Here is a 12,852-nt window from a genome sequence, read left to right as displayed (position 1 = left end):
CCCTGCGCGTCAGTCCGCGATGCCCTTCAGCGTGGACCCGGACCATCAGCCTTGCAAGGACGGCCCGCCGTGCGGGCGGGCCGTGGGCGCCTCAGCCGCGGTGGCGGGCGCGGAAGTAGTCGATCAGGCCCTGGGTCGAGCTGTCCGCGGCCGGGCTGGCGTCCTCGCCGGTGAGGCGGCCGTAGAGGTTCTTGCCCAGCTCCTTGCCCAGCTCGACGCCCCATTGGTCGAAGGCGTTGATGCCCCAGATCACGCTCTGGGCGAACACCTTGTGCTCGTAGAGGGCGACCAGTGCGCCGACGCGCCGCGGGCTGACCCGCTCGAGAACGAGGGTGTTGCTCGGCCGGTTGCCGGGAATCACCTTGTGCGGCGCCAGGCGCTGCACTTCGGCCTCGGCCAGGCCCTGGGCGCGCAGCTCGGCCTCGGCTTCCTCGAGGGTCTTGCCGCACATCAGCGCCTGGCTCTGCGACAGGCAGTTGGCGTACAGCCACTGGTGGTGGTCGGCGACCGGGTTGTAGCTGACCACCGGCACGATGAAGTCGGCCGGGATCAGCAGGGTGCCCTGGTGCAGCAGCTGGTGGTAGGCGTGCTGGCCGTTGCAGCCGACGCCGCCCCAGATCACCGGGCCGGTGCCGCAGCTGACCGCGCTGCCGTCCTGGCGCACGCGCTTGCCGTTGGACTCCATGTCCAGCTGCTGCAGGTGCTGGTTGAAATTGCGCAGGTGGTGATCGTAGGGAAGGATCGCGTGGCTCTGCGCGCCCCAGAAATCGCCGTACCAGACGCCGAGCAGGGCCAGCAGCACCGGCATGTTCTGCTCGAAGGGCGCGCTCTGGAAGTGCTGGTCCATGGCGTAGGCGCCGGCCAGCAGCTCCTTGAAGTTGCCCATGCCGATGGCCAGGGCGATCGGCAGGCCGATCGCCGACCACAGCGAGTAGCGCCCGCCGACCCAGTCCCACATCGGGAAGATGTTCTCCGCGGCGATGCCGAACGCCACGGCCGCCTCGCGGTTGCTGGACACGGCGATGAAGTGGCGGTGCAGGTCGGCCTCGCGGCAGCCCTGGGCGAGCACCCAGCGCCGCGCGGCCTGGGCGTTCTTCAGGGTCTCCAGGGTGCCGAAGGACTTGGAGGAGACGATGAACAGGGTGGTTTCCGCGCGCAGTCCGGCGGTCACTTCGTGGAACTCGCTGCCGTCGACGTTGGCCAGGTAGTGGCAGCGCACGCCGCGCTGGGCGAAGGGCAGCAGCGCCTCGGACACCAGCTGCGGGCCGAGGAAGGAGCCGCCGATACCGATGTTGACCACGTCGGTGATCGGCATCTCGGTGTAGCCGCGCCACAGGCCGTTGTGGATGCGCTGCACCAGTTCGGTCATCTGGCCGAGCACGCGATGCACCTCGGGCATCACGTCGACGCCGTCGACCAGAACGCGCTCGCCGACCGGACGGCGCAGCGCGGTATGCAGCGCCGGGCGGCGCTCGGAGGCGTTCACGGGACGGCCTTCGAACAGCGCCTCGATCGCCGGCTGCAGCTTCATCTGCCGGGCCAGCTCGATCAGCGCGGACAGGCTGCCGGCGTCGATCAGGTTCTTCGAGTAGTCGAGGAACAGGCCGGCCTGGCTCAGCGAGTAGCGCTGGAAGCGCTGTGGATCGGCGGCGAAGGCGGCGCGCAGGCTGAACTGCTGCATGCGCTCGCGTTGCGCGCGCAGGGCTTGCCAGGCGGGCTGTTGGGTGGCATCCAGCGGCTTGAGATAGTGTTCCATCGGCTGACTCGGGGGAATGTCGGAATCTGAAGGTAGGAGATGCACCAAGCCCGGTACGGGACCGGGCTTGGTGACGGTGCAGCGGAGAATCAGGCGACCTGTACGGGAATCGCGTGGCTGGTGTGGCTGAGCTCGTTGCCCGGCTGGAAATACAGCATGTGGGGCTTGTGCAGGGCCAGTTCGGCTTCGCTGTACTGGGCGTAGGTGCAGATGATCACGCGATGGCCGACGCCGGCCTTGTGCGCCGCGGCACCGTTCACCGAAATCATCTTCGAGCCTTCCTCGGCGCGAATCGCGTAGGTGGTGAAGCGCTCGCCATTGTCGACGTTGTAGATCTGGATCTGCTCGTACTCGCGGATGCCGGCCAGGTCCAGCCATTCGCCGTCGATGGCGCAGGAACCTTCGTAATCCAGCACGGCGTGGGTCACTTCGGCCCGGTGCAGCTTGGCTTTGAGCATGATGGAATGCATGGCGGGTACCTCATCAGGCCGTGGCGTCGAGATCCACGAGCAGGTTGTCGATCAGCCGGGTGGTGCCCAGGCGGGCGGCGGCCAGAATCACCAACTGGCGGTCGGCACCGGTGGCCGGCTGCAGGGTGAGCGGATTGCGGATTTCCAGGTAGTCCGGCACGAACCCGGCCTCCTGCAGGCGGGCGTTGGCTGCCGCCAGCAGGTCCGAGTGCTCGGCAGTGCCGGCGCGCAGCGCCTGGGCCACCTGGTTGAGGGTCTGGTACAGCTTCGGGGCGCTGGCGCGTTGCGCCTCGTCGAGGTAGCCGTTGCGCGAGGACAGCGCCAGGCCGTCGGCGGCGCGTACGGTCGGTTCGCCGATGATCTGGATCGGCAGATTGAGGTCGCGCACCAGCTTGCGGATCACCGCCAGTTGCTGGAAGTCCTTCTCGCCGAAGATCGCCAGGTCGGGCTGCACCATGTGGAACAGCTTGGTCACCACCGTGGCCACGCCATCGAAGTGGCCGGGGCGGCTGGCGCCGCACAGGCCGGCGGAGACGCCCGGCACGCTGACGATGGTTTGCCCGGTCATGCCGTCGGGATACATCTCCTCGGCACCGGGGGCGAACAGCAGGTTGCAGCCGGCCGCCAGCAGGGTTTCCTGGTCGGCGGTGAGGGTGCGCGGGTACTTGTCGAGATCCTCGCCGGCGCCGAACTGCAGCGGGTTGACGAAGACGCTGGCCACCACGAAGTCGGCGCGTTGCGCGGCCTTGGCCACCAGGGCGGCGTGGCCGGCATGCAGGTTGCCCATGGTCGGCACCAGGCCGATGCGCTTGCCTTCGCTACGCGCGCGGGCCACGGCGGCGCGCAGTTCGCGAACGGTCTTGACGGTGATCATGCGGAGAAACCGTGTTCGGGGGCAGGGAATTGGCCGTTCTTGACGGCCTGGGTGTAGGCGGCCAGAGCATCCGGGATGCTGGTCTGGCCGACCATGAAGTTTTTCACGAATTTCGGCGGACGGTTGTTGAGGCCGAGCATGTCGTGCAACACCAGCACCTGGCCGTCGGTGTCCACGCCGGCGCCGATGCCGATCACCGGGATGCGCACCGAGCGGCTGATCTCGGCGGCCAGCGCGCTGGGCACGCATTCGAGCAGCAGCATGGCGGCGCCGGCTTGTTCGAGGGCGATGGCGGCTTCGCGCATCTCGCGGGCGCGCGCTTCGTCGCGGCCCTGCACCTTGTAGCCGCCGAACAGGTTGACCGACTGCGGGGTGAGACCGAGGTGCACGCAGGTTGGAATGCCGTTCTCGGCCAGGCGCCGCACGGTTTCGGCGAGCCAGGCACCCCCTTCCAGCTTGACCATGTGCGCGCCGGCGCGCATCAGCACGGCGCTGCTGTCCAGGGCCTGCTCGAGGGTGGCGTAGCTCATGAACGGCAGGTCGGTGAGGATCAGGGCGCCGTGGTTGCCGCGCTTGACGCAGGCGGTGTGGTAGGCCATGTCGGCGACGCTGACCGGCAGGGTGCTGTCGTGGCCCTGCAGGACGTTGCCGAGCGAATCGCCGATCAGCAGCACCTCGACGCCGGCCGCGCAGGCAGCGGTGGCGAAGGTGGCGTCGTAACAGGTCAGCATGACGATCTTCTCGCCATTCTGCTTGAGACCCTGCAGCGTGGTGAGGGTGACATCAGGCATCAAGGAATCCTCATGGTGCACCGCAAGAGGGCGCGGGCAAACGGTGCCTATAGTCCCGATGGGGGGCGGTGAAGTCAATCGGCGCCATTTTCCGCCGCTATCGGCTGTCGGTCTGCTCGAGACGTTCCAGCCCGACGAACGGACAGCAGTCCAGCAGCGTCTGCAGCGCCTGGCCGTCGGGCAGGCGCAGGTCGGGAGCGATCTCGGCCAGCGGGTAGAGGACGAAGGCGCGTGCGTGCATATGGTAGTGCGGCACGGTCAGGCGCTCCTCGTCCAGTTGCAGGTCGCCGAACAGCAGGATATCCAGGTCGAGGGTGCGCGGACCCCAACGCTCGGCCTTGCGTTCGCGACCCTGCTCGAGCTCGATGGCCTGAAGGGCGTCGAGCAGCTCCAGCGGGGCGAGTTCGCAGTCCAGGGCTGCCGCGGCGTTGACGTAGCGCGGCTGGTCCGGCGGGCCGAGCGGGTCGCTGGCGTACAGCGAGGACACCGCGACCAGCCGGCAATGCGGCAGGCGCGCGAGGGCGGCGAGGGCCGCCTCGAGCTGCCGGCGGGGCTCGGCGAGGTTGCTGCCAAGGCCGATATAGACGCGCGCCATCGGCGGTTACTCCTGCGACTGGCCGGCGGGCGCATCGCTGCGCCGCTTGCGCGGGCTGCGCCGGCGCTTGCGCGGTGCCTTGTCCTTGTCACGCCCCTCGCCTTCGCTGAGGGCGCGGATCATGCCGCGCCGCTCGCTGTCGCTGGCGTCCTGGTAGTGCGTCCACCAGTCGCCCAGGTCGCCGGTCTGCTCGCCGGCGCTCTCGCGCAGCAGCAGGAAATCGTAGCCGGCGCGGAAGCGCGGGTTTTCCAGCAGCAGGTCGGCACGCTTGCCCTGACGGCGCGGCAGGCGCTCCTGCATGTCCCAGATCTCCCGCAGCGGCAGGGTGAAACGCTTGGGAATGGCGGTGCGCCGGCACTGTTCGCTGATCACCTCGTGGGCGGCCTCCTGCAGTGCGGGAATGGCCGGCATGCCGCGCGCCTGCAGCGTTGCGGCGCGGGCGGGCAGGGCGGGCCAGAGCAGCGCGGCGAACAGGAAGGCCGGGGTGACCGGCTTGCCGAGGCGGATGCGCTCGTCGGTGTTGGCCAGCGCCTGACGCATCAGCCGGCCGGCGTACTCCGGGTCCGCCTTGAGGGCGGCAGCACTGGCCGGGAACAGCGGGGCGAACAGGTCATACTCGCAGAGCAGTTCGAAGGTCCGCACGCCCTGGCCGGAGAGGAACAGCTTGAGCACCTCGTCGAACAGGCGGGCGGAGGGAATGTCGTTGAGCAGCGGCGCCAGACGGCGGATCGGCTCGGCGCTGTGCTTGTCGATCGCGAAGTCGAGCTTGGCGGCGAAGCGCACCGCGCGCAGCATGCGCACCGGGTCCTCGAGGTAGCGCTGCTCGGGCACGCCGATCAGACGCACCAGACGGTTGCGGATGTCGTGCACGCCGTGGGCGTAGTCGAGGATGTGCTCGCTGTGCGGGTCGTAGTACAGCGCGTTGATGGTGAAGTCGCGGCGCTGGGCGTCGTCTTCCTGGCTGCCGTAAACGTTGTCGCGCAGGATGCGACCGCTCTCGTGGCGTGCGGCCTGGCTGCTGTCCTCGTCGTCCTCGCCCTGCGGGTGATTGGCGCGGAAGGTGGCGACCTCGATGATCTCGCGACCGAAGTGCACGTGCACCAGCTTGAAGCGACGGCCGATCACCCGCGCGTTGCGGAACTCGGCGCGCACCTGTTCGGGAGTGGCGCTGGTGGCCACGTCGAAATCCTTGGGCTCGATGCCCAGCAGCAGGTCGCGCACGCAGCCGCCGACCAGATAGGCCTTGTAGCCGGCCTTCTGCAGGCGCTCGACCACACCGACGGCGTTGCGGCTGATCTGCTCGTGACGCAACGGGTGCTGCTGGTTGCCGAGCACTTCCGGCGTGGTGCGGATGGTCCGGGGGCGGCGCAAGGGAGAGCGCAGGGTCTGGAACAGCTTCTTCAGCATGGGTGACTGGTTACCGGTGGCGGGAACAGGCGATGCCTGGCATTGGAAGCGGATTCTAGCACTGGCCGGCAGGGATGGTGAACGGTGGGGCGGAGGCGGGGGCTGGCAGGCCGGGAAGCACAAGGGGGAGCCGAGGCTCCCCCTTCAGGTCTGGTCGTGCTTTGTTCTTGTTGGTATGACGGGCGTGTTGTTGTTTTTGGTCGCCCGCCCGGACGTTGAGTCCGGTGGTAGCCCCAGGACGGGACCGAAGAACAAACGGATTGCTTTGGACGCTGATCGGGTCGCTAACCTGGACGGGCGCTGCCTGAAGGCAGTTTTATTGTTCTCGGTCCGGGCGAGGGAAAGCCCTCGTTGCGCCGCTCCTCTCCAAAAGAATCAGTTTGCTGCGCCTCCACCCTGTTGTTTTTGTCGTGTTGGAGTCGTTGCGTGTTGTTTTTATTGTGGCGGTTCTGCGTTCTTGTTTTTGTTATGCGAATAATAAAGCACGTGGCGTGCCAGTTTTAATAAATCATTTAAAATCAATCATTTATGATTTTTAATGGGTGACGGCAAGGCAGAAAAAAGCCGGGTTCCCGTTACCGGGGAACCCGGCTGTTGTTACGCGCCGGTGGTGGGGTAACACCGCGGAGGCTGTTCTCGATGCGCTGTGCATCGATCAGTCTACGACAAGATCGGCTTCGCCTGGCCTGACCATGGCTTGCGATCCTGGACAGGCGCTCAGCTGTCGGCCGAGGCCCCCGACTTGCGCCGCGGAATGCCCAGGCGCTGGCGGCGTTCCCACAGGCACTTGCGGCTGATGCCGAGCTTGCGGGCCAGTTCGGTCTCGGTCATGTGGTCCTGGTGTTCGAGCACGAAGTGCTGGAAGTAGTCCTCCAGCGACAGGTTCTCCGCCGGCTCGCTGCCGGCCGGCAGCGGCGGGAGCTCCGCGGCGAAGTCCTCGGGCAGCTCCAGCTCGACGTCGATGCCGAGCAGGTCGAGGGGGATGGTCGCGCCCTCGCAGAGGATCACCGCGCGCTCCACGGCGTTCTCCAGTTCGCGCACGTTGCCCGGCCAGCTGTAGTGGCGGATCGCCTGCAGCGCCTCGGCGGAGAACTGCAGCGGTTCGCGGCCCATGCGCGCACATTGCCGCGCCAGGAAAACCTTGGCGATCTCCAGCACGTCGTCCTCGCGCTCGCGCAGCGCCGGCAGGCGCAACGAGATGACGTGCAGGCGGTAGTAGAGGTCCTCGCGGAACTGGCCGTTCTTGGCCAGGCTCTTCAGGTCGCGGTGGGTGGCGGCGATCAGACGCACATCGACCTTCTGCGATTGCACCGAGCCGACCCGGCGGATCTCGCCCTCCTGCAGCACGCGCAGCAGGCGCGCCTGGGCTTCCAGCGGCAGCTCGCCGATCTCGTCGAGGAACAGGGTACCGCCGTCGGCCGCCTCGACCAGGCCGGTGCGTCCGGCCGTGGCGCCGGTGAAAGCGCCCTTCTCGTGGCCGAACAGCTCGGACTCGATCAGGGTTTCCGGAATGGCCGCGCAGTTCACCGAGATCAGCGGCGCCTTGGCGCGCCTGGACAGGTTGTGCAGGGCGCGCGCCACCAGCTCCTTGCCAGTGCCGGATTCGCCCTGGATCAGCACGGTGGAGTCGGTCGGCGCCACCTTGCGGATTTTGCCGTAGAGATCCTGCATCGCCGCGCACTGGCCGATGATGCCGATCTCGCCGCTGGTGGTGGCGGCTGCGGCGGGGGCGGCTTCGCTCTTCGCGCTGGCCGGTGCCGCGGCGCGGGCCTGGCGCTCGCGCAGGATGCGCGCCACGGCCTGGAGCATCTCGTCGTGGTCGAACGGCTTGGCGATGTAGTCGATGGCGCCGAGCTTCATCGAGTCGACCGCCGAGCGCAGGCTGGCGTAGCTGGTCATGATCAGCACCGGAGTGCCTTCGGCCAGGCCGATCAGCTCGGTGCCCGGAGCGCCGGGCAGGCGCAGGTCGCTGATCACCAGGTCGAAGCCGGGGATGCTGTAGCGCTCGCGCGCTTCCTGTACCGAGCCGGCCTCGCTGACCTGGTACTGGTTGCGCTCCAGCAGGCGACGCAGTGCCGAGCGGATGATGGTTTCGTCTTCGACGATGAGGATATGTGCCATGTCTGTTCAGCTCTCGCGACGTACTCGGAGGCGTCTGGAAACTGTCTGCGCCGGTCTCTGTGGACGGCTTTGCGGATACGCCCGGAGCGGGCGTCGGGCCGGCTGTGCGGGCGCCGGATGGCGCCGTGGCAGTACGGTTGCAGTGTCCATCGGCTTCACGGGGTGTCGGCAGCCATGGGGCCGCCAAAGCGCGGCAGGGTGATCCGGAAGCGCGTACCGCGCTGCAGTTCCGGGTCCGCCGGGCTGTCGATGGTTATCTGTCCATAATGCTCCTCGATGATCGAATAGACCAGTGCGAGGCCCAGGCCGGTCCCTTTGCCGGGGTCTTTGGTGGTGAAGAAGGGTTCGAACAGGCGCTCGACGATCGACTGGGGAATCCCCGGTCCCTCGTCCTCGACCAGCAGGTCGACGGTGTGCTCGCCGGCCTCGCTGCGCACGCGGATGGCGCCGCCGGACGGCGAGGCGTCGCGGGCGTTGGATAGCAGGTTGATCAGGACCTGGGCGAGACGTTGGGCGTCGCCCTCGACCCAGTGCTGCGGGTCGCACAGGTTGAAGTAGTGCACGTCGTAGTCGCGGTTGAGCGACAGCAGACCGATGGCCTCGCGCGCCACGTCGGCCAGGCACACCGGCTCGTTGTTGTGCTGGCGGCCGCCGGCGTGGGCGAAGCTCATCAGCGACTGGACGATGCGGGTGATGCGCTTGGTCTGCTCGACGATCTGCTCGGTGGTCTCGGCGATCTCGGGGTCGCCCGCGCGCTCTTCGTGGAGGTTCTGCGCCAGGCAGGCGATGCCGGTGACCGGATTGCCGATCTCGTGGGCCACGCCGGCGGCCAGGCGACCGATCGAGGCCAGACGCTCGGAGTGGACCAGGCGATCCTCCAGCAACTGGGTCTCGGTGAGGTCCTCGACCAGCAGCACCAGGCCGCTGTTGCCGGGCGCCAGCGGTTCGTCGATGGCGGCCTTGTGCAGGTTGAACCAGCGGGTCTGGCCGTCGAGGGCCAGGCGCTGTTTGTGCAGGTGTTCGTCGGGGGCGTCGATGAAGCTGGTCAGCAGCTCGCGCCACGGCTCGGGCAGGGTGGTCATGCGCGAGCCGACCACGCGGCGCGCCTCGATGCCGGTCAGCTCCTCCATGGCGCGGTTCCACTTGATGATTTCCTGGTCCTGGGCCAGCGAGCAGACGCCCATCGGCAGTTCCTGCAGGGTCTGCCGGTGGTAGCGGCGCAGGGCATCGAGCTCGGCGGCCAGCCCGGTGAGGCGCGACTGGTAGTCCTCCAGGCGGCTTTCGATGAAGTGGATGTCCTCGGTGAGGTAGGTCTCGTCGGCCGCCTTGTAGGGCAGGAAGGTCTCGACGATGTCCTGGGCCACGCTCGGTCCCATCAGCCCGGACAGGTTGGCCTCGAGGCGATCGCGCAGACGACGCAGGGCGTAGGGGCGTTGTTCGTCGAAGGGCAGGCCGAGGTCGCGCAGCGCCTGTTCCACCTCGCGCTGGGCGGTGCGCGCGCCGAGGGGCTTGGCCAGTTCGCTGGCGAACTCCTGCGGCGAGGCGGCGACCAGTTCGCGGCGCTGCGGGCGGCGCACGTTGTCCACCGCGCAGGCCTCCGCGGCGCTCTGCTCCTCGCTGCTGGCTTCGGTGAACAGCGACACCAGGGTGAACACCAGCACGTTGACCGCCAGCGAGGCGATCCCCGCCAAGTGCCAGCTGGTGTCGTCGAGCACGTAGACCAGGTTGAGCAGCGGCAGGTAGAAGCCCGGCACCTCGCCGATCAGCGGCAGCAGCATGGTGAGGATCCACACCGTGGCGCCGGCCAGCAGACCGCCGATGAAGCCGCGACGGTTGGCTGTCGGCCAGTACAGCACCGACAGCGCGCCGGGCAGGAACTGCAGGGTGGCGACGAAGGACACGGTGCCCAGGTGCGACAGTTCCTGGTCGGAGACGATCAGCAGATAGAAGCCGTAGCTGGCGGCGATGATCGCGGCGATCAGCGCGCGGCGAGTCCACTTCAGCCAGCGGTAGATGTTGCCCTCGGCCGGCGGCTGGTAGAGCGGCAGCACCAGGTGGTTGAGCGCCATGCCCGACAGCGCCAGGGTGACCACGATCACCAGACCGCTGGCGGCGGACAGGCCGCCGATGTAGGCGGCGAGCACCAGCCAGGGGTTGCCGACGTCGAGGCCGATGCCGAGGGTGAAGTATTCCGGGCTGGTGGCGACGCCGAGCTTGAGGCCGCCCCACAGGATCGGCGGCACCGCCAGGCTCATCAGCAGCAGGAACAGCGGCAGGCCCCAGCTGGCGGTGGCCAGCGCGCGCGGGTTGAGGTTCTCGGTGAAGGCCATGTGGTACATGTGCGGCATGACGATGGCGGCGGCGAAGAACACCAGCAGCAGGGTGCGCCACGGCCCTTCCTGCAGCGGCGTGTGCAGGGTGGTGAGGGCGGTCTGGTTCTGCAGCAGCCACTGCTCGAGGCCGGCCGGCCCGTTGAACACGTGGTACAGGGCGTACAGGCCGACGGCGCTCATGGCGCACAACTTGACCAGCGACTCGAAGGCGATGGCCACCACCAGTCCCTCGTGACGCTCGCGGGTGGCGATGCGCCGCGAGCCGAACAGGATGGTGAACAGGGTGAGCAGGGCGCAGAAACCCAGGGCCACCCGCTCGCGGGTCGGCTCACCGGTGATCAGCGTGACGCTGTCGGCGACCGCCTGGATCTGCAGGGCCAGCAGCGGCAGCACGGCGACCAGCATGAACAGCGTGGTCAGGGTGCCGGCCCAGGTGCTGCGGAAGCGGAAGGCGAACAGGTCGGCCAGCGAGGACAGCTGGTAGGTGCGGGTCAGGCGCAGGATCGGGTAGAGCAGCACCGGGGCGAGCAGGAAGGCGCCGGACAGGCCGAGGTAGATGGCCAGGAAGCCGTAGCCGTACTGGTAGGCGAGGCCGACCGCGCCGTAGAACGCCCAGGCGCTGGCGTATACGCCCAGCGACAGGATGTAGACCAACGGGTGGCGCACCAGGGCGCGCGGCACCGCGCCGCGCTCGGTCAGCCAGGCGATGCCGAACAGCACCAGCAGGTAGGCGGCGCTGATCAGCAGCAGGTGGGTGAGGTTAAAGCTCGTCGGCATCGCGCTGGCTCTGCAGGATGAAGGCCACGACGATCAGGATCAGCCAGAGCAGGTACGGCCGGTACCAGGCGCCATTGGGGTCGATCCACCAGTCCATGATGGCCGGGGAGAACAGATAGATCCCCACCACCAAGAGCAGGACCAGCCGGTAGATGTACATGGGAGACCTCGTGATTGGATGGCCGGATGGTAGCGGAGGCGGGGGCGAAGCAGAAGCACGCGGTAACACAGTCATGGTGCGCCGTTCAGCGCACGGCGGCTTCGGCCAGGGTGGTTTGCCGCGCAATGGCGGCGACGTTCCAGTGGCGCACGCCCCAGGCCAGCACCGCGGCGGCGTCGCCGTCGGCGAGTTCGTCCGGCGGCCGCTGGCCGAGGGCGCGCAGGGCGCGGGCGAGCAGCGCCGGCGCCTGGTCGGCCGGCAGTGGCGGCGAGCGGTACGACTTGCCGAGCTTGTGACCGTCCGGCTGCAGCAGCAGCGGGATGTGCAGATAGCGCGGCCGGGGCAGGCCGAGCAGCTCCTGCAGGTACAGCTGGCGCGGCGTCGAGTCGAGCAGGTCGGCGCCGCGCACGACGTCGGTGATCCCTTGCCAGGCGTCGTCGAGCACCACCGCCAACTGGTAGGCGAACAAGCCGTCGCGGCGGCGGATGACGAAGTCGCCGACCTCGCGGGCGAGGTTCTGGGCGAACTCGCCCTGTACGCGGTCGAGGAAACGGTATTCGGCATCCGGCACGCGCAGGCGGATGGCGGCATCGGCCAGTGGCCGGCCGGCGTCGCGGCAGGTGCCGGGATAGATCGCCTGACCCTCGAGCTGTTTGCGCGAGCAGTTGCACGGGTAGGCCAGGCCGCGCGCCAGCAGGTCGTCCACCGCGGCGGCGTAGGCGGCGTGCCGGTCGCTCTGCCGTTCCACTACGCCGTCCCATACAAAGCCGTAGGTCTCCAGGGTACGCAGGATGGCGTCCTGCGCGCCGGGCACCTCGCGCGGCGGGTCGAGGTCCTCCATGCGCAGCAGCCAGCGGCCGCCGGCGGCGCGGGCGTCGAGGTAGGAGGCGAGGGCGGCGACCAGCGAGCCGAAGTGCAGGTAGCCGCTGGGGGTGGGGGCGAAGCGGCCGGTGTAGGCGGTAACGGGGCTCATCGGCGGGCGTGCGGCAGGAGAGGCGGGCGAGGGTCCGCGCCGGCAGCTGCCGGCGGGGCCAGAAACAGCGCGGGGCGCCGTGGCGCCCCGTTGCGGGTCAGGAACCCAGCTGCTTTTCCTTGATTTCCGCGAGGGTCTTGCAGTCGATGCACAGGGTGGCGGTCGGTCGTGCCTCGAGGCGGCGGATGCCGATCTCGACGCCGCAGGACTCGCACCAGCCGTAGTCGTTGTCTTCGATCAACTGCAGGGTTTCGTCGATCTTCTTGATCAGCTTGCGCTCGCGGTCGCGGGTGCGCAGTTCCAGGCTGAACTCTTCTTCCTGGCTGGCGCGGTCGGCCGGATCGGGGAAGTTGGCGGCCTCGTCCTGCATATGGTGCACGGTGCGGTCGACTTCCTCCATCAGCTGCTTCTTCCAGCCGTTGAGAATGCCGACGAAGTGGGCGCGCATCTGGTCGCCCATGTATTCCTCGCCGGGGGTCTCCTGGTAGGGCTCGAAGCTGCGGATCTGGTTGCTTTTGTCTTGGGTCTTGGTCGGCATGATATGTCCGCCTCTCACGTTCGCTAATCCCGTGCGCAGGTTGTATCCATCAGCGGC

Annotated in this window: 11 protein-coding genes; all 11 read right to left on the bottom strand. The window is 68.2% G+C overall.

What is annotated here, in order from left to right:
• Positions 1-91: 91 nt before the first annotated feature.
• The 11 genes from pgi to dksA all read right to left on the bottom strand — a co-directional run bounded on the left by pgi (position 92) and on the right by dksA (position 12,795).
• Positions 92-1,756 (bottom strand): glucose-6-phosphate isomerase, encoded by a 1,665-nt coding sequence (gene pgi / locus LMJ29_RS03480; protein WP_229604079.1) that lies wholly within the window; start codon positions 1,754-1,756, stop codon positions 92-94.
• Positions 1,757-1,845: 89 nt separating this feature from the next.
• Positions 1,846-2,226 (bottom strand): aspartate 1-decarboxylase, encoded by a 381-nt coding sequence (gene panD, locus LMJ29_RS03475; RefSeq protein ID WP_229604077.1) that lies wholly within the window; start codon positions 2,224-2,226, stop codon positions 1,846-1,848.
• Positions 2,227-2,239: 13 nt separating this feature from the next.
• A complete protein-coding gene (panC, locus tag LMJ29_RS03470; RefSeq protein WP_229604075.1) occupies positions 2,240-3,100 on the bottom strand; it encodes a pantoate--beta-alanine ligase in 861 nt (286 codons plus the stop codon).
• Positions 3,097-3,891, bottom strand: a complete 795-nt coding sequence (gene panB, locus LMJ29_RS03465) for a 3-methyl-2-oxobutanoate hydroxymethyltransferase (protein ID WP_229604073.1) — start codon at positions 3,889-3,891, stop codon at positions 3,097-3,099. The genes panC and panB overlap by 4 nt, the downstream gene beginning before the upstream one ends.
• A 97-nt stretch (positions 3,892-3,988) precedes the next feature.
• Entirely contained in the window at positions 3,989-4,486 is a 498-nt protein-coding gene (gene folK, locus LMJ29_RS03460; RefSeq protein ID WP_229604071.1) for a 2-amino-4-hydroxy-6-hydroxymethyldihydropteridine diphosphokinase, read from the bottom strand.
• Positions 4,487-4,492: 6 nt separating this feature from the next.
• Positions 4,493-5,893, bottom strand: a complete 1,401-nt coding sequence (locus LMJ29_RS03455; RefSeq protein ID WP_229604069.1) for a polynucleotide adenylyltransferase PcnB — start codon at positions 5,891-5,893, stop codon at positions 4,493-4,495.
• Positions 5,894-6,610: 717 nt separating this feature from the next.
• Complete coding sequence (locus LMJ29_RS03450) at positions 6,611-8,014, bottom strand: sigma-54-dependent transcriptional regulator (protein ID WP_229604067.1); 1,404 nt, start codon at positions 8,012-8,014, stop codon at positions 6,611-6,613.
• 155 nt (positions 8,015-8,169) lie between these two features.
• A complete protein-coding gene (locus LMJ29_RS03445; protein WP_229604065.1) occupies positions 8,170-11,124 on the bottom strand; it encodes a sensor histidine kinase in 2,955 nt (984 codons plus the stop codon).
• Positions 11,108-11,284: a hypothetical protein gene (locus LMJ29_RS03440; RefSeq protein WP_043244475.1), complete on the bottom strand. Its 177-nt coding sequence runs from the start codon at positions 11,282-11,284 to the stop codon at positions 11,108-11,110. The genes LMJ29_RS03445 and LMJ29_RS03440 overlap by 17 nt, the downstream gene beginning before the upstream one ends.
• An 85-nt stretch (positions 11,285-11,369) precedes the next feature.
• Positions 11,370-12,257, bottom strand: a complete 888-nt coding sequence (gene gluQRS / locus LMJ29_RS03435; protein WP_229604063.1) for a tRNA glutamyl-Q(34) synthetase GluQRS — start codon at positions 12,255-12,257, stop codon at positions 11,370-11,372.
• A gap of 97 nt (positions 12,258-12,354) precedes the next feature.
• The gene (dksA, locus tag LMJ29_RS03430; protein ID WP_229604061.1) at positions 12,355-12,795 is read right to left on the bottom strand and encodes an RNA polymerase-binding protein DksA; all 441 of its coding nucleotides are present in this window, start codon (positions 12,793-12,795) and stop codon (positions 12,355-12,357) included.
• Positions 12,796-12,852: the final 57 nt, after the last annotated feature.

It is taken from the genome of Pseudomonas oryzagri, from assembly GCF_020831405.1.
Classification (GTDB): domain Bacteria; phylum Pseudomonadota; class Gammaproteobacteria; order Pseudomonadales; family Pseudomonadaceae; genus Geopseudomonas; species Geopseudomonas oryzagri.
Note: the sequence above shows the minus strand (reverse complement) of the source record. Positions and strands in the feature narration are given on the sequence as shown.